We start from the raw sequence: 22,266 nt of genomic DNA, 5'->3' as shown, positions 1-22,266 counted from the left end.
GTTCAGTCCTTGCCTGACACAAACAGTGCCATGGCTTCCACATGGGCAGTCTGGGGGAACATATCCATCACCCCCGCCTGCGCCAGTCGGTAACCTGCTTCCGCCAGAATGCCCGCGTCGCGCGCCAGCGTGGCCGGGTTGCAGGAAACATAGAGTATGCGCTGCAATTTCCTTTGTGCCAGCACGGCAACGAGTTCGGCAGCCCCATCCCTCGGCGGATCCAGCAGGGCTGCCTGATAATCATCTTTCCACGTGAGTGCATCCGGCTTCGACAAGTCCGCCTGGAAAAAGTGCACCTCGGTCAGGCCATTGAGTTGCGCGTTGCTGCCGGCGCGCTCGACCATCTCCGCACTGCCTTCCACGCCGGTCACCAGCGCACCCGCGCGCGCCATGGGCAAAGCGAAGTTGCCCACACCGCAGAACAGATCCAGCACCCGCTCGCCAGGCTGCAAGGCCAGCCAGTCCAGCGCCTGGTTGACCATCTGTTGATTCACCTCGGCATTGACCTGGGTGAAGTCACCCGCCGCGAAGCGAAACACCAATTGCTGATCGGCCAGCCGGTAGGCCGGCTCCGGCGCATCTGGCTGCAGTGCCTGCGCTGGGCCCGCGGCCTCCGGTTGCAGGCGACAGACCAGGCCGTGGGCTGTTGCCAACCCATGCAGCCGGTCGATATCGGCCGCCGACAGTGGCTGCATATGGCGCACCACCATGCTCGGATGCTCGCCAGCGATCAGCTCGATGTGACCGAGCCCGGCACGGGCGTCGAGCTGCTGCAGCAACGCCGGCAGTTCGCGGAGCACGCCGTCCAGCACGGGCACCAATACCGGGCACTCCGTCAGCTCCACCAATTCGCTGCTGGCGCGCTGACGATACCCCACCACCAACCGCTGCGCCTGTCGGTCCCAGCGCATGGATAGTCGGGTCCGCTGGCGATAGCCATAGTCTGCGGCCGTCAAGGCCGGCATCCAGCGCTCCGGTTGCAGGCCGGCAAAGTGTTGCAATTGCTGGGCCAGTGCCTGCTGTTTTATGTCCAGCTGAGTTTGACGGGGCATGTGCTGCAGACTGCAGCCGCCACACAGGGCAATGTGCGGACAAGCGGGCTCTTGCCGCTCCGGGCTGGCCTCAAGCACCTTGATGACTCGGGTCTCGATCAACTTGCTGCGTGCCCGCACTACCCGCGTATCGACCTTCTCGCCGGGCAGTCCGCCCTCGGCGAAGACAGTGCGTCCCTGCCACCGGCCGATACCGCGACCGTCGTGGGTCAGACGCTCCAGCGTGAGTTCGATTCGCTGTCCTACGGCGGCAGGCGCATCGGGCGCCCGCCGCGGTTTGCCCCGGGATCTGTTCATGAGCGGTCGTCGAATACCCCGGTGGACAGATAGCGATCACCGCGATCGCAGATGATCACCACAATGATCGCATCACGCACCTCGGCATTGAGCCGCAGTGCCGCAGCGACGGCACCGCCGGAAGACACCCCGCAGAAGATACCTTCTTCCCGCGCCAGCCGGCGCATGGTGTCTTCGGCCTCCTGCTGGCTCATGTCCACCACCTGATCCACCCGCTGGGCGTCGAAGATGCTCGGCAGATAGGCTTGCGGCCAGCGACGGATACCGGGTATCGCCGCGCCTTCGGTGGGCTGCAGACCAATGATCTGGATCGCCGGGTTCTGCTCCTTGAGATAGCGGGACACGCCCATGATGGTCCCGGTGGTACCCATGGAGCTGACGAAGTGGGTGATGCGACCGCCGGTGTCCCGCCAGATTTCCGGGCCAGTACTGCGATAATGCGCTTCGGGGTTGTCCAGGTTGCCAAACTGATCCAGCAGCTTGCCCTTGCCTTCGCGCTGCATGGCCTCGGCCAGGTCACGGGCGCCTTCCATGCCCTGTTCCTTGCTGACCAGGATCAGCTCGGCGCCATAAGCCGACATTGCCCACTTGCGTTCGTCGCTGGAATTTTCCGGCATGATCAGGATCATCCGGTAGCCCATGACCGCCGCCGCCATCGCCAAGGCGATGCCGGTATTACCGGAGGTCGCCTCGATCAGCGTATCGCCGGGCTGGATGTCGCCGCGCTGCTCAGCCAGCTGAATCATTGACAGGGCGGGACGGTCCTTGACCGAACCGGCAGGATTGTTGCCTTCCAGTTTCAGCAGAATGGTATTGCCGGTCTCGCCCGCCATGCGCTGCAGCCGAACCAGGGGCGTATTGCCTATGCAGTCGGCAATGGTTGGAAACTCGCTATTCATCATTCATCCTTCAGGTAGAGCGAAACTAGAGCGAAATCCGGATGCGCTGTCCGGCGGTGCTTTTTGCTCTATGATACCGGCAACAGGGAAAGGGATATACACATTGAACAAGCCAGGGCCCGCCGAACTTTCCGCACGATCACGCCGCAACCTGGGCCTCAAGGCCAGGCTGTTGCTGATGACACTCATCCCGACCGGACTGATAGCTCTGGCGCTGGGCGGCTACTTTACCTGGCAGCAGATGCGTGAAGTGGAAGAGCAACTGCTGCATCGTGGCCTGATGACCATCGAGTACCTGCAGCGACCCGCCGCCGAGGCTCTGCTGGAGGGCGACATAGACCGCTTCGGCAGGCTGCTCAATACCGGCCTCAACCATACCGATGTCCGTTCGCTGAGCCTGCATGATGCCGACATGCGACCACTGCAGCATCGCGGCCCGCTGATGTATCCAGCCGGCGATCCACTCACCGGCATCGACATTACCGCCGGCACCGGCCTGCAGATCCAGCGTAGCAAGCAAAGCAGCCGCTTTCTCATGCCGCTGCTGGCCGGCCCGGAACTGACCAACCGCCAGGCCCACCCGGAGATTGCCGCCGACAGCCTGCTGGGCTGGCTGGAGGTGGAACTGAGCCACGGCAATATGCTGCTGCGCCGCTACCAGAGCCTGTTGGCGACCCTGGTGACCATCATCCTCGGCCTCGCGCTCACCGGCCTGGTGGTCACCGTCATGGGGCGGCGCATTACCGACCCGATGGCGCGGATCAACGCCGCCATTCGACAGATCAGCCAGGGGCATTTCGATATTCGCCTGGGCGAGCAAGGCAGCCGCGAGCTGGATGACCTGGCGCTGGGCGTGAGCACCATGGCGCAGACCATGCAGAGCGCCCAGGGCGAACTCCAACAGAACATCGATCAGGCCACCGAAGACCTGCGCCAGACCCTGGAGACCATCGAAATCCAGAACATCGAACTGGATCTGGCGCGCAAGACTGCCCAGGAGGCCAGTCGCATCAAATCCGAATTCCTCGCCAACATGAGCCATGAGCTGCGCACGCCACTGAATGGCATCCTCGGCTTCAGCAGCCTGCTACAACGCACTGAGATGAGCGGCCGCCAGCAGGAGTACCTGTCAACCATCGAGAAATCCGCCGACAACCTGCTGGCGATCATCAACGAGATCCTGGACTTTTCCAAGATCGAGGCCGGCAAGCTGATCCTGGAGAACCTGTCGTTCAATCTGCGCGACCTGATCGACGACACCCTGACCATGCTCGCGCCCAGCGCTCACGACAAGGGCCTGGAACTGGTCAGCATCATCTACCGTGATACACCGCTGGGCCTGAGCGGCGACCCCATGCGGCTCAAGCAGATTCTCGCCAACCTCATCAGCAATGCCATCAAGTTCACCCATGAGGGCTCGGTCAGCGTGCGAGTGATGGCCGAACACCAGGACGCCGACCAGGTGCTGCTGCGCATCAGCGTCAACGACACCGGCATCGGCTTGTCGCCGACCCAGCAGAAATCCCTGTTCAAGGCTTTCAGCCAGGCCGACAACTCCATTTCCCGGCAGACCGGCGGCACCGGTCTGGGGCTGGTCATTTCCAAACGTCTGGTCGAGCAGATGCACGGCGAGATCGGCCTGCGCAGCCAGCCGGGCGAAGGCTCCGAGTTCTGGCTGACCCTGCGGCTGACCCGGTCCGCCCACGGCGAGGATGAATTACCGGAAAAGCCCCTGCTGGGCATGCGCGCCGCGCTGGTTGAACCTCAGTTGCTGAGCCGCCAGATGCTGTTGCACAGCCTGGAGGACCTCGGCCTGTCGGTGCGGGTGTTCGACAATCCCCAGGAGCTGCACGAAGCACTCACTTCGCGCACCAACCGGGACGACTCCCTGCAGCTGGCGCTGGTCAGCGTGCGCCATACCACCACCGCGCCGGGCGACACCCTGGAAATGGCGCGCCAGTGGGCCGAATTCAGCATCTGCAAATCGATAGTGCTGACCGATACCACCGAGCACTACCCGTTGCTCGACCAACTGCCGCGCTCCATGTGCCAGACAGTCTCCAAACCGGTCTGCACCCGTAAATTGTACCGCGCCGTGATGCATCTGCTGGGCGACGACCCCATGACCACGGTCCCGTTGCCACGCCAGCGGCCCCATGCACTGCGGGTACTGTGCGTGGATGACAATCTGGCCAATCTCAAGCTCCTGGAGGCCTTCCTCGCGGACCTGGGCGTGGAAACCCTGTCGGCGACCAGCGGCGAGGAAGCCCTGGAGCTGCTGACTGAGCAGATGGTCGACCTGATCTTCATGGATGTGCAGATGCCCGGCATGGACGGTCGCCAGACCACCAGCGAGCTGCGTGTGCGCGAGGATATTGCCGGCTTCGATCCAGTACCCATAGTGGCACTGACCGCCCATGCGCTGAACAGTGAACGCCGCCAGTTGCTGCAATGCGGCATGAATGACTATCTGAGCAAGCCGATCACCACCGAACAACTGCGCCATAGCCTGAACAAGTGGACCGGCATGGCCCCGACGGCGCAGCTGCCGGCACCGGCATTCCCCCCCACTGATGTTGCCGGCATTGACGAGACGACGACCGCCGCCGAGCCGCAGCAGCAGCTATTGGCAGCGATCGATCCGGAAGAAGGTCTGCGACTGGCCGCCGGCAAAGCCGATCTGGCCGATGACCTGCTGCAGATGCTGCTGCAAGGCCTGCCCGAGGATCACCAGGCCATCCGTCAGGCGCTGGATCAGGAGCAGCAGGATGCACTGCTTGATCGCGTGCATAAGCTACACGGCGCCAGCCGCTATTGCGGCGTGCCGGAATTGCGGGAGTGCTGCCAGGAAGCGGAAACGCTGTTGAAGAAAGGCCAGGACAGTCGCAGTGCGATCATTGCCCTGCTGGCGGCCATCGATCGGCTGCTCGAGACGTCAGCGGACTAGGCGTCCCCGACTAGGCGTCCCCAACTAGGCGTTCCCAACTGACCACAGGGCGAACGCCAGGGCCTGCTCGCGCTCGTCGCTGATCGACAACAGCATGCGCCCACCACCGCCCTGCTGCAGGCGCTGCAGAGCGACACCACTTAGCACTACGCAGGGCGCACCCAGATCATCGTTGTCGATCTGCATGTGCTGCCATGACATGCCCTTGGCGAGGCCGGTACCCAGCGCCTTGAGTATGGCTTCCTTGGCCGCATAGCGCTTGGCCAGATAACGAGCAGGCTGGGAATGGGCGCGAAACCGCTGCAGTTCCGCTGGCGTCAGAATGCGCTCGGCGAAGCGCTCCCCTTGCCGCCCCAGCACCGCCTCGATGCGGCTGACCAGCACCAGGTCGGTGCCAATACCAATGATCACTGTGACGCTTCTGCCGCCATGATCAGCGCCCGCATCTCGCCTACCGCGCCCGCCAGACCGGAAAACAGCGCACGGGCGATAATGGCATGGCCGATGTTCAGTTCGTTGATGCCGGGGATTGCCGCGATGGGCTCGACGTTGTGGTAATGCAGACCGTGCCCGGCATTGACCACCAACCCCAGCTTGCGGGCGTAAGCCACCCCTTCGCGGATGCGCCGCAGAGCCTGTTCCTGCTCGCTGCCGGAGGTCTCGGCATAATGCCCGGTATGCAGTTCGACGACCGGCGCCCCGGCATCCCGCGCCGCCTCGATCTGCCGCGGATCGGGATCGATGAACAGGGACACTTCGCAGCCGTAGCCGGCCAGCCGTTCCACTGCCTGGTGAATGCGCGCAGCGTTGCCGGCCACATCCAGACCGCCCTCGGTAGTCAGCTCCTCACGCCGCTCGGGTACCAGGCAAACGTGGGCCGGTCGAATCTCATCGGCGAAGGCGAGCATCTCCTCGGTCACCGCCATTTCCAGATTCATCCGCGTCTGCAGCACCTCGGCCAGCAAGCGTACATCACGTTCCTGGATATGCCGACGGTCCTCGCGCAGATGCACGGTGATGCCATCCGCCCCCGCCTGCTCCGCCTCGATGGCCGCCTGGATCGGGTCCGGGTAACGGGTACCGCGGGCCTGGCGCAAGGTCGCCACGTGATCGATGTTGACACCAAGCAGTACGCGTTGCGGTTGAGTCACTGTTCATCTCCTTTACGGGGTGAAGGTTGCCGGGCAAAAAGTTGACGGCTGACCAAAGGTCGATCGCCGAGATGCACGCCGAGTGCCTGGCGCATCAGCTGTTTGGCAACCCGCAGGGTAGCCATGGCGCTCCAGTCATCGGCAGCCATCGCCAATAGCGCCGCACCGGACAGGCCGGCGTCAGCCAGCAGCGGATCATGAATCGGCAGCAATCCATCGCTGGCGTGCCAGACATACCGCTGCTGCGCACTGACTGGCTGGCCATTGGCATCCTCGGTCAGGCTGAAACCATAGCCCAGAATGGCCAGCAGTTGCCATTCGAAGCGGCGCAATATGGGTTCCACGCGGTCGCCCTGCGCCAATTGCTCCAGGGCACCCTGGTAGGCGGCGAACAACAGTGGCTGGGTATCGCCAGTGCGCAGCAGGCGCACCAGCAGTTCATTGAGATAGAGGCCGCTGAACAGTACCTGGCCCTGCAACTGGGCGAAGCCACCAGCGACTTCGGCCTGGGTCAGGGTCTTCAGGTCGCTGCGGCCAACCATGCCCACCAGCAGCGGCATGAAGGGTTGCGGGGCCAGTTTGCGCCGCTGGCCCCGCGCACCACGCCAGACCACGCGCTGCAGACCATGGTGCAGGGTGAGCAGATCGACCAGCGCGCTGCTGTCCCGGTACGGGCGACTATGCAGGACGTAGGCCGGACTCAGGGAGTCTTGCATGACTCAGTCGAATCGATAACCCAGCGAATTCAGCGCGCGCTCGTCATCGGACCAGCCCCGGCGTACCTTGACCCACAGATTGAGCATGATCTTGCTACCGAACAGCTTCTGCATGTCGAGACGGGCTTCCTGGCCGATTTTCTTCATGCGCTCGCCGCCGTCACCGATGATGATCTTCTTCTGACCTTCACGCTCTACCAGGATCAGGGCATGGATATGCAGCACCTTGCCTTCCTGCTTGAACTGTTCGATCTCGACCGCGACCTGATAGGGAATCTCGGCACCGAGCTGACGCATGACCTTCTCGCGCACCAGTTCGGCGGCAAGGAAGCGCGAACTGCGGTCAGTCAACTGATCTTCGGGATAGAAGTGCTCGCCCTCGGGCAGCAGCCCGGCGATTACCGTCTGCAGGTGATCGATGTTGCGCCCGTGCAGCGCGGAAACCGGTACCACCTCGGCGTTGGGCAACTGCTGGGTCAACCATTCAAGATGCGGCAGCATGTCCTTCTTGTCATCCAGCCGGTCGACCTTGTTCACCACCAGGATGACCGGGCACTCCAGATGACGCACCTTGTTCCAGACCAGCTCATCTTCATCGGTCCAGCGCATGCGGTCGACCACGAACAGCACCACATCCACATCACGCAGGGTCTGCGAGGCGCTCTTGTTCATGAAGCGGTTCAGCGCCTTGTCGTTTTCCTTGTGCAGGCCGGGGGTATCCACATAGATAGCCTGCACATCGCCGTCGGTCTTGATGCCGAGCAGTGTGTGCCGGGTGGTCTGCGGCTTGCGCGAGGTGATCGCCAGCTTCTGCCCGAGGATATGGTTGAGCAGAGTCGACTTGCCCACATTCGGTCGGCCGACGATGGCAACGTAGCCACAGCGCGGTGCGGTATCACTCATTGACTTTCTCCACGCCCATGGCGACCAGGGCTTTTCTTGCGGCTTCCTGCTCGGCCAGACGCCGGCTGCTGCCGACGCCAAATGTCTGTCCAGTCATCAATGCCACCCGGCATTCAACACGGAATACCCGACAATGGGCCTCGCCGCTGACATCGATGACTTCGTATTGCGGCAGCTCGCTGTGCTGCCCCTGCAGATACTCCTGCAGGCGGGTCTTGGGATCCTTGTTGTTATCCACCAGGGTCAGGGTTTCGATATGCGCGGTCAACCACAGCAGAATACGCTCGCGGGCCGCCTCCATACCACTGTCCAGGTAGATGGCACCAATGATGGCTTCGGTGGTGTCGGCAAGGATGGATTCACGACGGAAGCCACCGCTTTTCAACTCGCCCGATCCCAGTCGCAGATATTCACCCAGTTCGAAACCCTTGGCCAGCTCGGCCAGGGTCACACCCTTGACCAGGCGCGCCCGCAGGCGCGACAGCTGGCCTTCCCGCGCTTGCGGAAAGCGCTCGAAGAGCGCTTCGGCAGCGACGAAGTTGAGAATCGAATCGCCAAGGAACTCCAGGCGTTCGTTATTGCGCCCACCCAGGCTGCGGTGGGTCAGCGCCAGCACCAGCAGGTCCTGGTCCTTGAAACTGTACCCTATCTTTCTTTCCAGTCGGTCTAGCTTATTGCTCACTTTAGAGGTCTGACAATATGGGTTTCATCGAAATGGACCAACAGGTCCACGGTTCGCAGCATGGGTGCACGCACCTCATACTTGATAACGACAGTATAGGTATTGGTTCCGCTGCCGGTCACGGTGATCGCGTCTTCCGCCTTGAGATCACGAATACCATTGATCTGCATCCCTTTGTTGATATGCGAGTGCAGGTCGCGCAGGGAATTGATCTTGACCGAGGGGTCTTCATTCGCCGCGGTGACGATCTTGCGCAGTGCAAAATGATCCAGGTAGATCGGTACCAGCTTCATCGCAGTGACCGCCCCGAATACCAGCAGGGCCAATACCGCCAGCCAGCCGAAAAAAGACATGCCTTTCTGAGAGTCGCGCATGGATAACCTCGTACGTCCGTTGTTGATGTTATTGATGTACTGCCGTCTCCGTGGCAAAAGGATCACCGCTAGGTATCGCGTGACGCCGCGGTACCTAGTTGATCAGCCCGACTCTGGAAAAGCTTGGCAGATTGCTCAGTTTGGGTTCTGGCCAGTGCATCCATACAGCGAAGGCCTTGCCGACAATATAATTGTCCGGAACCATGCCCCACAACTCCCGCGGCATATCGGGAGAGGACCAGTAGCGACTGTCATTGGAATTGTCACGGTTGTCACCAACCATGAAGTAATGCCCCTCGGGCACGGTCCATTCCCGCTCCGGCGGCGTCTGTGACAGACGCTTGTAACGTGCCTGGTGGGCGGTCTCGCCCAGTTGTTCCTGGTACAGATCGACCTTGGCCATTGCCTGTAACGGATGGCCAACCGGCACTTCATCATCTTCCACGGTATGCAGCAACTCACGTTCCACCGGCTCGCCGTTGACGAACAATCGCTTGTCGGCGTAACGGATATGGTCACCGGGCAGGCCCACCACGCGCTTGATGTAGTTGATCCGCGGGTCGTTCGGGTAGCGGAACACCATGACATCACCCCGCTGCGGATCATCTACCGGAATGATCTTGGTTTCCAGCACCGGCAGGCGAATACCGTAGGAGAACTTGTTGACCAGGATGAAATCGCCAATTTCCAGGGTCGGTTTCATCGATCCCGAGGGAATCTGGAACGGCTCAACCAGGAAGGAACGCAGCACCAACACCACCGCCAACACCGGGAAGAAGGACTTGCCGTACTCGACCAGCAACGGCTCCTTGTTCAGCCGTCCCAGAGTAACGGGATCGACAGTCGTCACCTGGGCTTCATAGGCCGCCATCGCGCGGCGGCGCCGGGGTGCCAGCCAGAGGTAGTCCAGCAGAGCCAACAGGCCGGTGACAGCCACGGCAATCACCAGCAACAGCGGAAAGTTGATATGCATAATCGGTCTTGCGTTACCCCTGGGGTCGGTTGATGAGCGCGCCGCTGCAATAACGAACCAGCATCAGCAATCCTAGTTATCCACTTTCAGGACAGCCAGGAAAGCTTCCTGCGGGATCTCCACATTACCTACCTGCTTCATCCGCTTCTTACCGGCCTTCTGCTTTTCCAGCAGCTTCTTCTTACGGCTGGCATCGCCACCATAACACTTGGCCAGAACGTTCTTGCGCAGCGCCTTGACGGTCGACCGCGCCACGATCTGCCCGCCCATGGCGGCCTGGATGGCCACGTCGAACATCTGCCGCGGAATCAATTCCTTCATCTTCTCGACCAGCTGCCGTCCGCGGAACGCTGCGTTGTCACGGTGCACGATCAACGCCAGGGCATCGACCTTCTCGTTGTTGATCAGCACATCGAGCCGCACCAGCTTGGCGGCCTGGAAACGGTCGAAGGCGTAATCGAGGGATGCATAGCCGCGGCTGACCGATTTCAGGCGGTCGAAGAAGTCCAGTACCACCTCGTTCATCGGCAGGTCGTAGATGACCTGGACCTGAGTGCCGAGGAAGATCATGTCCTGCTGTACGCCGCGCTTTTCGATACACAGGGTAATAACGCTGCCCAGATGGTCCTGAGGCACGAGAATATTGGCCCGCACGATGGGTTCACGCATTTCGTCGATCAGCGAGGGATCGGGCAGGCGGGACGGGTTGTCCACATAGATCACCTCGCCGTCCTTCTTCAACACCTCGAACACCACGGTGGGTGCGGTGGTGATCAGATCCAGATCGTACTCGCGCTCTAGCCGCTCCTGGATGATCTCCATGTGCAGCATGCCGAGGAAGCCGATCCGGAAACCGAAACCCAGCGCGTCCGAGCTTTCCGGCTCGTACTGCAGCGCGGCATCGTTCAGCGTCAGCTTCTCCAAAGCATCGCGAAAATCCTCGAAGTCATCGGAGCTGACCGGGAACAGGCCGGCATAGACCTGCGGCTGGACCTTCTTGAAGCCCGGCAGCATGTCCACGTCCGGTGTATTGGACAGGGTCAGGGTGTCGCCCACCGGCGCGCCCTGGATCTCCTTGATACCAGCGATGATGAAGCCCACTTCACCGGCCTTGAGGTCCACGGTTTCGGTGTGCTTGGGGTTGAACACACCCACGCTGTCCACTTGATGAACACGGCCAGTGGACTTGACCAGCACCTTGTCACCCTTCTTGATGCGGCCCTGCTTGACCCGCACCAGCGACACCACACCCAGGTAGTTGTCGAACCAGGAATCGATGATCAGCGCCTGCAAGGGCGCCTCGATCTCACCTTGCGGCGGCGGAATCACCTGGATCAGACGCTCCAGCACGTCCTCGACACCGAGACCGCTCTTGGCACTGCAGGTCACCGCGTCGGTGGCATCGATACCGATCACGCTCTCGATCTCGGCCTGGACTCGCTCGGGCTCGGCCTGGGGCAAGTCGATCTTGTTCAGTACCGGCATGACTTCGAGGCCCTGCTCGATGGCGGTATAACAGTTCGCCACCGATTGCGCCTCGACGCCCTGCGCCGCATCGACCACCAGCAGGGCACCTTCACAGGCAGCCAGCGAACGGCTGACTTCGTAATGGAAGTCCACGTGACCGGGGGTATCGATGAAGTTGAGCTGGTAGGTCTTACCGTCTTTCGCGGGATAGTACAGCGTGACGCTGTGAGCCTTGATGGTGATGCCGCGCTCACGCTCCAGATCCATCGAATCCAGTACCTGGGCGGCCATTTCGCGCTCGGTCAGCCCCCCGCAGATCTGAATGAAGCGGTCGGCAAGGGTCGACTTGCCGTGGTCGATATGGGCAATAATTGAAAAATTGCGGATCAGGCTCAGGTCGCTCACTGCAGGGTTCTTCCAGACGTGGTTTGCCAGACATGGCGGTGACCGGGGTTAACCCCGAAAACAGCCCGCAAGTCTACCCGATTACACTGCGCCGCGCTATCTGTGCCGGGCGGATTGCGGAGCCTGTCGCAATCCGCCCGGCCAGCGTCAGGCGACCTACTCGGCCAGACGGAAAGTGATGTAGCTCGCTCGCCCCTGACGGATCACCCGCATGGAAATGGAGCGATTGACCGGCAGCTTACTGGCGATCTCGGCAAAATCCGCTGCAGACTCGACCACCCGATTGTTCAGGTTGGTAATGACATCGCCCGGGCGCAAACCAATCATCGCACCAGGGCCAGGACGCACTTCACGGACTGCTACGCCAGTCGACACATCCATGTTTTTCTTCTGCTCGTCGGTCAGCTCGACCACCGCGATACCGAGGCGGTTGTCGGTAGCCGCCGGGGCATTGGGCGACAGCGTACCCGGGCTCGCTGCCAGCGCATCGTCATCCGGCAGAGCACCGATTTCCAACTCCAGCTTCTGCCGCTTGCGGTCACGGATGATATCCATGGTCGCCTTGCTGCCAGGGCGCAGACGGCCGACGGCATGAGGCAGATCGGAGGACATGATGATGTCGTTGCCGTTGAGCTTGAGGATCACGTCACCGGCCTTCAGCCCACCCTCATCACCCGGGCCACCCGGCATGACCTGAGCCACCAGCGCACCGGCGGGACGTTCCAGGCCGAAGGATTCGGCCAGGTCCTTGTTGACCTCCTGAATCACCACGCCCAGCCAGCCACGGCGTACTGTGCCGTCACTCTTCAGTTGTTCGACCACATCCATGGCCACATCCACCGGGATGGCGAATGACAGACCCATGAAGCCGCCGGAACGGGTGAATATCTGCGAATTGATGCCTATCACTTCGCCGTCCAGGTTGAACAGCGGACCACCCGAGTTCCCCGGGTTGATCGCGACATCGGTCTGGATGAACGGCACATAGCTTTCGTTGGGCAGACTGCGGCCCTTGGCACTGACGATACCGGCAGTCACCGAGTACTCGAAACCGAAGGGCGAACCGATCGCCAGCACCCATTCGCCGGCCTTCAGATCGGCGGATTTGCCCATCCGCACGACCGGCAGGTCTGCGCCCGCTTCGATTTTCAGCAAGGCCAGATCCGAACGGGGATCGGCTCCAATCAGCTCGGCTTCCATTTCTCGGCGGTCGGACAAGCGCACGAAGATTTCGTCCGCACCCGCAACCACATGATTATTGGTCAGAACATAGCCGTCCTTGGAGACAATGAAACCCGAGCCCAGCGACTGCGCCTGGCGCTGAGGCGCAGACTGGGAACCGTCAGGAAAGCTGCGCTCGAAGAATTCCCGGAAGATCGGCGGCAACCCTTCCAGGTCCGGCATCATTGGTCCAGACGCGCGCCGGGTAACATTCTGCCGGGTACTGATATTCACTACCGCCGGGGAGGCCTCTTCGACCAATTGGGTAAAGTCGGGCAACTGCGCCGCCACCGCGAGCGCCTGCCAGGTCATTAGCCAGGCACCGACTATCCCGAATAACCATCGCTGTACTGAAGTCATATTAGTAATTGCTCCTTTCTTGAGTACCGCTGACAACATCCAACTTGCCCACCCGGCTAACTACCTGCGGTGTGAAATCCGGATCCGCATCAAGGCGACCGGCATACCAGCGCATGGCAACGAATCCCAGACCAAGGCCGGAAAACCCGGCAAGAATAATCGACGGCTCGCCAGCCCCGAATACCTGGGCCAGCAATGCGAAGCTGAACAGCCCCAGCAGCGGCACCATATAGATCAGAGATGAGCCGCGCAGCATGGCGTTTTCGGGAATACCAATGACGACCTCCTCACCGACTCGACAGGCCCGATCATCCAGTGCCCTAATCAAGCCCCGACGCGCGCCACCCAGGCGTTGCAACAGGGATTGGCCGCATCCGGCCCGGGCCTGGCAACTGGAACAGGCGCTGCGTCGAATGGTTTCGACCCAGACCGCACCCTGCTCCACGCTCAACACCCTAGCCTGCTCCTCGATCACGGCTGCGCACCGGTCACGGCCTGGCTGAGAGATTCAGCAATCCGCTCGGCGGTTATTGGCGGTATCTCGCCGACCACCGTAGCAAGATACAGGTCATCCGCTGCCACCAGGCGGCGACTTACCGCTACCGTGGGCCCGAGCTGCGCCCGCAGGTCCTCGGCCAGGCTGTCTTTGCCCAAAGGCTCGATGAACAGGGTAAAGCGGGCCAGGCCATCGGAATAGATCTGAGTGGCGATGCGGGTATCGCTGTCCTTCAGCGTCTGCACCTGCCGATGCCCCAGGGTGAATCCCGGCGGCAGCCAGAGCGGCTCCCAGAAATTCACATCATCCGTGGGCACATCCTCGGCAGCAGCCAGTTCCAGGCACGAGCTGCCGGGCCGCAGATCCTGATTCGAGGGGTTATCGAAGCTGATAGTGGTGAACTGAAAACGCTCGAGCAATTCGCGACCGTCATCCACCAACAGGGACTTGAGCAGCAGCCCGGTCTCCTGGTCCAGATAGAGTTCATAGGCGTAGCGGAAGGCGTCGCGTGGCTGCACGGAAATGACAGTCACCGGGCGCGAGGCGATCCGCGTATCTCCCAGCACGCGCAACCCGTACCAGTCAGTGAGACCAGCAGGATTCTTGTTCAGTTGGGGAATATTTTGCGGCGTTCTGCCCTGGGAAAGGGAGGTAGCGCAGACCAGGCGACCATCGCGGCGCACCCACTCCTGATGGCGGCCCGCGCTTTGCACCAGACGCTCATGAACCTTGCCGTCTTCGACCTGGCGCCAGATATTCTGAGTGGTAAAGATACCGGAGCGCTCGTAGACATAGGCTCCGTGGTAACTCTGCTCACGGGTAGCCTGATCCATACGCTCCAGCCACTTGATGCTGTCTTCAGCCGAGAGGCCTGGAGCCAGCAACAGGGCGGCCAATCCCGACCACCCCAACACATACTTCAATCGTGACACTAATTATTTTCCAGGCTCGCTGCGCGGGCGTAAGGGACGAGGTTCGGCGCGGCTTGGGCGCTGTTCTCTGCATGCCGGCGCAGATAACTGCCAATGCGCTGTTCCTGCCAAGCCGATGGCCCAGACGCCTGCGGTTGCGGTTCAGCCTGATCGGCAAGCGAAGTGAAGCCAGCCAGCACCGCGCCTGAACGGGCTTGCGCAGGTACAGCGGTTACCGGCGAGGTGCCAGCAGCAGGTGCCGTACGCTCGATGGCCGCCATGGTATTACTGCTGTCAGGCATGCCTTCCTGGTTCACCATGCGTACACCCACCAGTACCGCGAGGGTAACGGAGGCGGCCACTGCAACCCGACCCAACTGCATCTTCCAGCGCGTTGGCGCCACTGTCGGAGCTGCCGCCGGAACTGGCTCATCAGCCAAGGCCGCAGCGATACCGGCAGACAGGTCGACACCCGGCTGCCAAGGCTCCTTGTGCATGACGGACCGTGCCAGTTGGTAACGCTCCCAGCTACGACGGACGTCCGGATCCTGTTCACCGGCATGAAGGACGCGGCGCAGTTCCAGTTGCTCTGCCTCGTCATCCATGAGCGCGGAGAGAGTCTCCCGCAAGGATTCGCTTCTCATTGCTCTACCTCTACTGTATAGGCCCCGCTGGGGCGTCACCGTTTCCCTTTCCTCAAGCTTCAAGCAGAGGTTTCAGGGCTTTATCGATGGCCTCCCGTGCTCTGAAGATCCTTGATCGCACAGTCCCCACCGGGCATTCCATCACGTTTGCAATATCTTCATAACTGAGACCTTCGAATTCGCGTAAAGTCAGCGCCATTCGTAAGTCTTCCGGCAACAATTGCAGTGTTCTGTTGACCACTTGCTCAATTTCGTCCCGCAGCAGATCCCGCTCGGGAGAATGGATATCCTTGAGTGCACTGTCACCATCGTAATATTCGGCATCCTCGGCGGCGATGTCCGAATCGGGCGGACGTCGTCCCCTGGCGACCAGGTAATTCTTGGCGGTATTGATCGCAATCCGATACAGCCAGGTATAAAACGCGCTGTCCCCTCTGAAATTCGCCAAAGCGCGATACGCCTTGATGAACGCTTCCTGGGCCACATCCTGCGCCTCATGGGAGTCATGCACAAAACGCGTGACCAGAGCCAGAATCTTGTGCTGGTATTTAAGTACGAGCAGGTCGAAGGCCCGCTTGTCCCCCTGTTGCACCCGTTCGACCAGTTGTTGGTCGGTTTGTTCAGTCATTTCCGGCACCACCGCAACTATCTGCCGGATTTATTCTATTGCGATAGACCCGCGATGTAACCAAAAGTTCTCCCCTCACTCAGGTTCAGCTGTATGAGCCTGCGGCGACAGAAAAGTTCCGCAGCACGATGGCCAATTGATGATATCCAGGCATTCACTCACACCGCGCGCCGGCATCATGTGGCAGTATTGTGAATTACTTACCTTATATATACTACCCCGGCACAGCGCGGTATCTGGCTGCTTCCGCCAGCCAGCTCGCTCACCGGAAACCGAACCAAGAGATCCCAATGACCCGACAACGGCAATACGACGTACTGGTAATCGGCAGCGGCGCGGCAGGCCTCACACTGGCTCTGCATCTGGCGGACAATCTGCGCATCGCCGTGATCAGCAAGGGCCAGCTGTCGGAGGGCTCGACCTTCTGGGCCCAGGGCGGTGTAGCCGCGGTGCTGGATGATGCCGACACTGTAGATGCCCATGTCCAGGACACATTGATTGCCGGCGGCGGGCTCTGCCATGAAGACGCCGTTCGTCAGATCGTCGGCGACAGTCGGGATGCCATCGGCTGGCTGGTGGACCAGGGCGTTCCCTTTACCCGCGGTCGGCGGGAAGATGGCAGCGAAACCGATGACTTCCATCTCACCCGGGAGGGCGGTCACAGCCACCGGCGCATCATTCACGCGGCGGACGCCACCGGGGCAGCGATCTTCAATACCCTGCTGCGCCAGGCGCAATCGCACAGCAATATCGAGCTGCTGGAAGATCACGTCGCGGTCGATCTGATCACCAGCACCAAACTCGGCCAGCAGGGCAATCGCTGCCTGGGTGCCTATATCCTCAATCGTGGCAGCGGCCATGTGGAGACCTTCGGCGCTCGCTTCACCGTACTGGCCACCGGTGGCGCCAGCAAGGTCTACCTCTATACCAGCAATCCTGACAGCGCATCTGGCGATGGCATCGCCATGGCCTGGCGCGCCGGTTGCCGGGTGGCCAACATGGAATTCAACCAGTTCCACCCCACTTGCCTCTATCACCCAAAAGCCAAGAGCTTCCTCATCACCGAGGCCCTGCGTGGCGAGGGCGCGGTGCTCAAGTTGCCGGATGGCAGCCGCTTCATGCCACGCTTCGATCCACGGGCCGAACTGGCGCCGCGCGATATCGTCGCCCGGGCCATCGACCATGAAATGAAGCGCCTGGGTCTGGATTGCGTGTACCTGGATATCAGCCATAAACCGGCGGATTTCATTCGCCAGCATTTCCCCACCGTGCATGAGCGCTGCCTGAGCTTCGGCATCGACATCACCCGCGAGCCCATCCCGGTAGTACCGGCGGCGCACTACACCTGCGGTGGCGTGATGGTGGAGCAAACCGGACTGACCGACGTCGACAATCTCTACGCCATCGGCGAAACCAGCTTCACCGGTCTGCATGGCGCCAACCGCATGGCCAGCAATTCCCTGCTCGAGTGCATTGTCTATGGCCGCGCCGCCAGCCGCGACATTCTGCAGAAACTGCCGACCTCACAGCTACCCACCGACCTGCCTCACTGGGACGAGAGCCAGGTAATCGACTCGGACGAGGACGTGATCATCTCGCATAACTGGGAAGAGCTGCGGCGCTTCATGTGGGACTATGTCGGCATCGTGCGAACCACCAAGCGCCTGCAGCGAGCCAAGCACCGGGTCGATATGTTGCTCGCGGAGATCCACGAGTTCTACAGCAACTACACCGTCTCGCGGGACCTGCTGGAGCTGCGCAACCTGGCGGTCGTGGCCGACCTGATCATCCGCTCGGCCATGCTCCGTCATGAAAGCCGCGGGTTGCACTACACGCTGGACTACCCGGATCTGCTGCCAGAAGCCCGGGATACTATTCTGCAGCCGCCCAGCGCTGACGACTGAACCTCAAGCGCAGACGCAACCGCCGCAGCGAATCCTCCGCGGCGGCGTCCGCCGGCAGAATCACCGATACCGGCAGCAACCGCCCCGGCTCGCGCAGACGCACCACCGTCAGCAAGGCGCTGACATAGGTATCGGCCAACAGCCGAGCACCCATTTCCGAGCCGTCGCGGCGCAACACGTGCCAGCCCTGGCTGTCGAACCGCAGTCCTGTCACCGAGTGGGCATGGCGCAGGCTGACCTGCCGGGGCCAGATCCACAGGCAATACATCCACAACAGCAAGGCACACAGCGAGGCCGGCAGCAACGGCAGCGCGCTGCGGTACAGGGCCATGCAACCAAGCATGGTCAGGAATATGATGAGGCCACCCAGCCAGCGCGACGGCTGGCGCTTGAGCAGCAGTGAATCAGTCGGGTTGGACACGATCCAATATCATCCTCACAATGCGTTTGAGATCCGGATCTTCCGGCTCCCCACGCTGCATGAACCAGACGAACATATCCTGATCCTCGCATTCCAGCAGTCGCCGGTAGCGAGCCTGATCCTCTTCGTCCAGTGACGAATACACCTCTTCCAGAAAGGGTAGCAGCAGCACGTCCAGCTCCAGCATGCCGCGCCGGCTATGCCAGAACAATCGCTTCTTTTCCACCTCGGCCGTCATTGCCATCTCCAATCGGTTGATTCGCCTTCATGGTCGGCATTATACCCGCTGCGCTTGATCAAGGCACTGACAAGCCAGAAGCAGCCCCCTATCATGTGACAGAATAGATGCACCGCCATTCCCGTCCACCGGAGTCAGCCAGAATCATGCATGAGACCAGAGACCTGTCCGCGTTGTTTCCCCAGCAGTCACCGGCGCCCAGCCCCGATACCGCGCTGGCGTTACTGGATCACGAACGCGTTCTTGACGTCAGCGGCGTGGATGCGACCCGCTTTCTTCAGGGCCAGCTCACCTGCGATGTAGCTGCCCTGGCCACAGGCGGCAGCATCCTGGGGGCCCGCTGCAACCCCAAGGGCCGGATGCAATCAAGCTTCCGGCTGCTCAAGCTGTCGGATGAACGTTATCTGCTGGCGATGGATGCCCCCTTGTTGGAGCCACAACAGGCGGATCTGGCGAAGTATGCCGTTTTCTTCAAGGTGCAGCTCAATGATTGCACCGAGCAATGGGTACGCCTGGGGCTCTGGGGCCCGCAAGCGGCCGATGCCTTGGCCGCCGTCGATCTTGGCCAGAACGCTGACGAAGCTGGTGCCGGATTGACGGTTGCCTTGAGTCACGACGTCATGGAACTCTGGGTGCCAGCCGATCGCGCCAGGGAAATCATCAATGCTCTGACCGATAAAGCCCAACCCGTTGCACTGAATGCCTGGCAACTGCGGCTGATCCGCCTCGGCATCGGTCAGGTGCGCAGTCAGACCCGGGAGAGCTTCATTCCGCAAATGCTCAACCTGCAGCAACTGGGCGGTGTCAGCTTCAAGAAAGGCTGTTATACCGGGCAGGAAATCGTCGCGCGGATGCAGTATCTGGGCAAGCTCAAGCGTCGCATGTATCGCCTGACCTGGGCCGGCGACAGCCTGCCGGAACCCGCCACCCCCATTATCGACAGCAACAGCGGCCAGGCCGTAGGCGAAGTGGTGACGGCGGCCCGCAGCGATGAATGCATCGAACTGCTTGCGGTACTGCAGAACGAAGCGGCACAATTGGCGACATTGAGCGTCTCCGATATCAGCAAGCCAGCATTGGAGTTGGCAACGCTACCTTACGAAGAGCAAATGGCCGCCGAGGCTGCCGGCGAATAATCAAGGAAGAATGTCATGACGGATCTGGCCCTGCGCGTACAGGAAGAATTGATTCAGGCGATCGAGCGCGACCAATTGGTGTTGCCAACGCTGCCCGAGGTCGCCCTGCGCATCCGCGAAGCCGCCGAGGACCCGGATATCGGCATCAGCGAGCTGGTCCGGCAGATCAGTACCGATACCGCCCTTAGCGCACGCCTGATCAAGGTGGTCAACAGCCCCCTGCTGCGCTCACGCCAGGAAATAACCGACCTGAGCATGGCGGTCAACCGCCTGGGTATCGTCTATACCGCCAACCTGGCCACCGGTCTGGCGATGGCGCAGCTGTTCCAGGCAACCACCGATGTCATCGACCGGAAGATGCGCGAGGTCTGGGCGCGCAGCACCGAGGTAGCGGGCATCAGCCATGTGCTCTGCCAGCACTACACTCGCCTCAAGCCCGATCAGGCCACTCTCGCCGGACTGGTACATCAGATCGGCGTGCTGCCGATTCTCAGCTATGCCGAAGAGCATAGCCAGTTGCTGAACGACTCCATCAGCCTGGGTATCATCATCGATCAGATTCATCCGGTGCTGGGTGACCGTATCCTGGCCGCCTGGGATTTTCCCGAGCCGCTGCGCCACGTGCCTAGCCAGCACCTGGATTTTCAGCGCAACCCGGGCCAGGCGGATTACGCGGATATCGTCCAGGTCGCCATGCTGCAGAGCCTGGCCGATAGCGATCACCCCCATGCGCAACTCGACTGGAGTGAAATCTCCTCCTTCGACCGCCTCGGCCTCGATCCGACTGGCGACCAGGAGCAGGAAGACCTGTCGGCAGAGATGGAAGCCGCGATGCTGCTACTCGGCTGAAATCGACCTTCAGCGGTTGGTCCATTGCGGCGGGCGCTTTTGCAGAAAAGCGCTCACCCCCTCCCTGGTATCCTCCAGATCGAACAGATCGACGAAGCGTTCGCGCTCGGCCGACAGCAGGCTATTGAGCGGCTGACTGCGCGCGCCCTGGATCAATTGCTTGCAGGCCTTTACCGCCTGCGGACTCTGCCGGCTGACCTGGGCCGCCAGGCGCAACGCCGTAGCCAGGGCCTGCCCCTCTTCCACCACCTCTTCGACCAGGCCGATGCGCTCAGCCTTGACCCCGTCGATGCGCTCACCACAGAGGATCATCCGCTTGGCCCAGCCCTCACCGACCAGCCATGCCAGTGCCTGGGTGCCACCGGCGCAAGGCAGCAAGCCAACGCTGGCCTCCGGCAACCCCAGCTGCGCCTGGCGCTCGGCGATGCGAATATCACAGGCCAGCGCACACTCCAGTCCACCGCCCAGGGCATAGCCATTGAGGGCAGCGATGGTTACCCCGGAAAAATCCCTCAGCGCCTCGAATGCCTGACCGAACAGTCGCGCCACCAGACGCGCATGGGCCTTGTCACCCTCGGCGAACATCTGCAGATCGGCGCCAGCGGAAAAGAACCGCTCGCCACGCCCGATGATCACCAGGGCATAGATATCCGAATCGTCACTGAGATGACCAATAAGCTCGTACAGGCCATGCAGGGTATCGGTATCCCAGGTATTGGCCGGCGGATTATCGATGGTCAGCAGGGCTGTATGCCCAGCCTTCTGCACCACCAGCTTGTCGGTACGCGGAACCAGCGCGGTATAGGGCTGCAGAGCATGCTCCATGACGGACTCCTTTCAGATGTCGGAGCCTTCATCATTGAACATCCCGGCGCCGGCATCAAGCCGACCCCGATTCACTAGCGGGGTTCAGGCAATCGCCAGTCAACAGGCTCGCGGCCCTGCTCGATCAGATAGGTGTTGGCTGCGGAAAAGTGGCCGCTGCCAATGAACCCGCGGTGGGCCGACAGTGGCGATGGATGCACACTTTGGAGCACCAGGTGACGGGAGCGGTCGATCTGCTGACCTTTTTTCTGCGCGTAGCTACCCCAGAGCATGAACACCAGATGCTCACATTGGGTATTGAGGATATCGATAATCCGCGAAGTGAAGCGCTCCCACCCGCGATTGGCATGGGCACCAGCCTGCCCTTGAGTGACGGTGAGCACCGCATTGAGCAGCAGCACACCCTGCTCGGCCCAAGGCCGCAAGTCGCCCAGGGTTGGAATCGGATGCCCCAGATCGCGCTGGATCTCCTTGAAGATATTCTTCAGCGACGGCGGCGGGCGCACCCCTGGCTGCACGGAAAAGCTCAACCCGTGAGCCTGCCCCGGCCCGTGATACGGGTCCTGGCCGATGATGACCACCTTCACCTTATCCAGCGGCGTGGTATTCAGCGCATTGAAGATCATCGGCCCCGGCGGATAGACCACCTTGCCGGCAGCCTTCTCGGCCAGCAGAAACTCACGCAATTGCTGCATGTAGGGCTGTTCGAACTCGTCGCCCAGCGCCTGTTTCCAGTCCTCGGCCAACTGTACCGAACGGCTGCCCAT

23 protein-coding genes are annotated in these 22,266 nt (G+C 61.4%); 4 read left to right on the top strand and 19 right to left on the bottom strand.

Annotated elements, in window-relative coordinates; all coding sequences use genetic code 11:
- Positions 1-2 precede the first annotated feature (2 nt).
- Together rlmD and cysM are read right to left on the bottom strand one after the other, a co-directional pair.
- Positions 3-1,349, bottom strand: a complete 1,347-nt coding sequence (gene rlmD / locus QAO71_RS03845) for a 23S rRNA (uracil(1939)-C(5))-methyltransferase RlmD (RefSeq protein ID WP_280165280.1) — start codon at positions 1,347-1,349, stop codon at positions 3-5.
- Complete coding sequence (gene cysM / locus QAO71_RS03840) at positions 1,346-2,248, bottom strand: cysteine synthase CysM (RefSeq protein ID WP_074780956.1); 903 nt, start codon at positions 2,246-2,248, stop codon at positions 1,346-1,348. The genes rlmD and cysM overlap by 4 nt, the downstream gene beginning before the upstream one ends.
- 178 nt (positions 2,249-2,426) lie before the next feature.
- Between cysM and QAO71_RS03835 the strand changes: the two genes are divergently transcribed.
- Positions 2,427-5,195, top strand: a complete 2,769-nt coding sequence (locus QAO71_RS03835) for a response regulator (RefSeq protein WP_051611128.1) — start codon at positions 2,427-2,429, stop codon at positions 5,193-5,195.
- A 24-nt stretch (positions 5,196-5,219) separates the two neighbouring features.
- Here the strand turns inward: QAO71_RS03835 and acpS are convergent, their stop codons facing one another.
- From acpS to rpoE, 13 genes are all read right to left on the bottom strand, one after another.
- Positions 5,220-5,606: a holo-ACP synthase gene (acpS, locus tag QAO71_RS03830; protein ID WP_036990945.1), complete on the bottom strand. Its 387-nt coding sequence runs from the start codon at positions 5,604-5,606 to the stop codon at positions 5,220-5,222.
- Complete coding sequence (gene pdxJ / locus QAO71_RS03825) at positions 5,603-6,346, bottom strand: pyridoxine 5'-phosphate synthase (protein ID WP_136869116.1); 744 nt, start codon at positions 6,344-6,346, stop codon at positions 5,603-5,605. The genes acpS and pdxJ overlap by 4 nt, the downstream gene beginning before the upstream one ends.
- Positions 6,343-7,062 carry a DNA repair protein RecO gene (gene recO / locus QAO71_RS03820; RefSeq protein ID WP_280165279.1) on the bottom strand — a complete coding sequence of 240 codons (720 nt, stop codon included), beginning with the start codon at positions 7,060-7,062 and terminating at the stop codon, positions 6,343-6,345. The genes pdxJ and recO overlap by 4 nt, the downstream gene beginning before the upstream one ends.
- Positions 7,063-7,065: 3 nt before the next feature.
- Positions 7,066-7,965, bottom strand: a complete 900-nt coding sequence (gene era, locus QAO71_RS03815) for a GTPase Era (RefSeq protein ID WP_280165278.1) — start codon at positions 7,963-7,965, stop codon at positions 7,066-7,068.
- On the bottom strand, positions 7,958-8,647 hold the full coding sequence (rnc, locus tag QAO71_RS03810) for a ribonuclease III (RefSeq protein WP_036990952.1): 690 nt from the start codon (positions 8,645-8,647) through the stop codon (positions 7,958-7,960). Before rnc ends, era begins: the two co-directional genes overlap by 8 nt.
- Positions 8,644-9,021: a DUF4845 domain-containing protein gene (locus QAO71_RS03805; RefSeq protein WP_036990953.1), complete on the bottom strand. Its 378-nt coding sequence runs from the start codon at positions 9,019-9,021 to the stop codon at positions 8,644-8,646. The genes rnc and QAO71_RS03805 overlap by 4 nt, the downstream gene beginning before the upstream one ends.
- 94 nt (positions 9,022-9,115) lie before the next feature.
- Positions 9,116-9,994: a signal peptidase I gene (gene lepB / locus QAO71_RS03800; protein ID WP_074780965.1), complete on the bottom strand. Its 879-nt coding sequence runs from the start codon at positions 9,992-9,994 to the stop codon at positions 9,116-9,118.
- Positions 9,995-10,066: 72 nt separating this feature from the next.
- Positions 10,067-11,866 (bottom strand): translation elongation factor 4, encoded by a 1,800-nt coding sequence (gene lepA / locus QAO71_RS03795; protein WP_036990958.1) that lies wholly within the window; start codon positions 11,864-11,866, stop codon positions 10,067-10,069.
- A 156-nt stretch (positions 11,867-12,022) separates the two neighbouring features.
- A complete protein-coding gene (locus QAO71_RS03790; RefSeq protein ID WP_051611088.1) occupies positions 12,023-13,447 on the bottom strand; it encodes a DegQ family serine endoprotease in 1,425 nt (474 codons plus the stop codon).
- Between the two features lies 1 nt (position 13,448).
- Positions 13,449-13,922: a SoxR reducing system RseC family protein gene (locus tag QAO71_RS03785; RefSeq protein ID WP_051611090.1), complete on the bottom strand. Its 474-nt coding sequence runs from the start codon at positions 13,920-13,922 to the stop codon at positions 13,449-13,451.
- On the bottom strand, positions 13,919-14,875 hold the full coding sequence (locus QAO71_RS03780; protein WP_280165277.1) for a MucB/RseB C-terminal domain-containing protein: 957 nt from the start codon (positions 14,873-14,875) through the stop codon (positions 13,919-13,921). The genes QAO71_RS03785 and QAO71_RS03780 overlap by 4 nt, the downstream gene beginning before the upstream one ends.
- Positions 14,875-15,498, bottom strand: coding sequence for an RseA family anti-sigma factor (locus QAO71_RS03775; RefSeq protein WP_074780971.1), 624 nt, complete (start codon positions 15,496-15,498; stop codon positions 14,875-14,877). The genes QAO71_RS03780 and QAO71_RS03775 overlap by 1 nt, the downstream gene beginning before the upstream one ends.
- Before the next feature lie 52 nt (positions 15,499-15,550).
- Positions 15,551-16,126 (bottom strand): RNA polymerase sigma factor RpoE, encoded by a 576-nt coding sequence (gene rpoE / locus QAO71_RS03770; protein ID WP_036990964.1) that lies wholly within the window; start codon positions 16,124-16,126, stop codon positions 15,551-15,553.
- Positions 16,127-16,416: 290 nt separating this feature from the next.
- Between rpoE and nadB the strand changes: the two genes are divergently transcribed.
- On the top strand, positions 16,417-18,030 hold the full coding sequence (gene nadB / locus QAO71_RS03765; RefSeq protein ID WP_036990967.1) for an L-aspartate oxidase: 1,614 nt from the start codon (positions 16,417-16,419) through the stop codon (positions 18,028-18,030).
- Here the strand turns inward: nadB and QAO71_RS03760 are convergent.
- Positions 17,999-18,451: a hypothetical protein gene (locus QAO71_RS03760; RefSeq protein ID WP_051611091.1), complete on the bottom strand. Its 453-nt coding sequence runs from the start codon at positions 18,449-18,451 to the stop codon at positions 17,999-18,001. The two genes, nadB and QAO71_RS03760, sit on opposite strands and share 32 nt — an antisense overlap.
- Positions 18,435-18,689 carry a succinate dehydrogenase assembly factor 2 gene (locus QAO71_RS03755; RefSeq protein ID WP_036990971.1) on the bottom strand — a complete coding sequence of 85 codons (255 nt, stop codon included), beginning with the start codon at positions 18,687-18,689 and terminating at the stop codon, positions 18,435-18,437. The genes QAO71_RS03760 and QAO71_RS03755 overlap by 17 nt, the downstream gene beginning before the upstream one ends.
- A 146-nt stretch (positions 18,690-18,835) precedes the next feature.
- Between QAO71_RS03755 and QAO71_RS03750 the strand changes: the two genes are divergently transcribed.
- A complete protein-coding gene (locus QAO71_RS03750; RefSeq protein ID WP_280165276.1) occupies positions 18,836-19,825 on the top strand; it encodes a folate-binding protein in 990 nt (329 codons plus the stop codon).
- Between the two features lie 15 nt (positions 19,826-19,840).
- Positions 19,841-20,674 carry an HDOD domain-containing protein gene (locus tag QAO71_RS03745; RefSeq protein WP_036990974.1) on the top strand — a complete coding sequence of 278 codons (834 nt, stop codon included), beginning with the start codon at positions 19,841-19,843 and terminating at the stop codon, positions 20,672-20,674.
- Positions 20,675-20,683: 9 nt separating this feature from the next.
- Here QAO71_RS03745 and QAO71_RS03740 read toward each other — a convergent pair whose 3' ends face one another.
- Both QAO71_RS03740 and ung read right to left on the bottom strand, forming a co-directional pair.
- Positions 20,684-21,499, bottom strand: coding sequence for an enoyl-CoA hydratase (locus QAO71_RS03740; protein ID WP_280165275.1), 816 nt, complete (start codon positions 21,497-21,499; stop codon positions 20,684-20,686).
- Between the two features lie 74 nt (positions 21,500-21,573).
- Positions 21,574-22,266, bottom strand: coding sequence for a uracil-DNA glycosylase (ung, locus tag QAO71_RS03735; protein WP_280165274.1), 693 nt, complete (start codon positions 22,264-22,266; stop codon positions 21,574-21,576).

Source organism: Halopseudomonas sp. SMJS2 (genome assembly GCF_029866945.1).
Lineage (GTDB): Bacteria > Pseudomonadota > Gammaproteobacteria > Pseudomonadales > Pseudomonadaceae > Halopseudomonas > Halopseudomonas bauzanensis.
The sequence above is the reverse complement of the archived record's forward strand: the minus strand, read 5'-3'. Positions and strand labels throughout refer to the sequence as shown.

Coding starts and splice junctions, on each gene's coding strand:
- rlmD (WP_280165280.1), bottom strand. CDS start 1,349: ATGAACAGATCCCGGGGCAAACCGCGGCGGGCGCCCGATGCGCCTGCC.
- cysM (WP_074780956.1), bottom strand. CDS start 2,248: ATGAATAGCGAGTTTCCAACCATTGCCGACTGCATAGGCAATACGCCC.
- QAO71_RS03835 (WP_051611128.1), top strand. CDS start 2,427: ATGACACTCATCCCGACCGGACTGATAGCTCTGGCGCTGGGCGGCTAC.
- recO (WP_280165279.1), bottom strand. CDS start 7,062: ATGCAAGACTCCCTGAGTCCGGCCTACGTCCTGCATAGTCGCCCGTAC.
- era (WP_280165278.1), bottom strand. CDS start 7,965: ATGAGTGATACCGCACCGCGCTGTGGCTACGTTGCCATCGTCGGCCGA.
- QAO71_RS03805 (WP_036990953.1), bottom strand. CDS start 9,021: ATGCGCGACTCTCAGAAAGGCATGTCTTTTTTCGGCTGGCTGGCGGTA.
- lepB (WP_074780965.1), bottom strand. CDS start 9,994: ATGCATATCAACTTTCCGCTGTTGCTGGTGATTGCCGTGGCTGTCACC.
- QAO71_RS03790 (WP_051611088.1), bottom strand. CDS start 13,447: ATGACTTCAGTACAGCGATGGTTATTCGGGATAGTCGGTGCCTGGCTA.
- QAO71_RS03775 (WP_074780971.1), bottom strand. CDS start 15,498: ATGAGAAGCGAATCCTTGCGGGAGACTCTCTCCGCGCTCATGGATGAC.
- rpoE (WP_036990964.1), bottom strand. CDS start 16,126: ATGACTGAACAAACCGACCAACAACTGGTCGAACGGGTGCAACAGGGG.
- nadB (WP_036990967.1), top strand. CDS start 16,417: ATGACCCGACAACGGCAATACGACGTACTGGTAATCGGCAGCGGCGCG.
- QAO71_RS03755 (WP_036990971.1), bottom strand. CDS start 18,689: ATGACGGCCGAGGTGGAAAAGAAGCGATTGTTCTGGCATAGCCGGCGC.
- QAO71_RS03750 (WP_280165276.1), top strand. CDS start 18,836: ATGCATGAGACCAGAGACCTGTCCGCGTTGTTTCCCCAGCAGTCACCG.
- QAO71_RS03745 (WP_036990974.1), top strand. CDS start 19,841: ATGACGGATCTGGCCCTGCGCGTACAGGAAGAATTGATTCAGGCGATC.
- QAO71_RS03740 (WP_280165275.1), bottom strand. CDS start 21,499: ATGGAGCATGCTCTGCAGCCCTATACCGCGCTGGTTCCGCGTACCGAC.
- ung (WP_280165274.1), bottom strand. CDS start 22,266: ATGGGCAGCCGTTCGGTACAGTTGGCCGAGGACTGGAAACAGGCGCTG.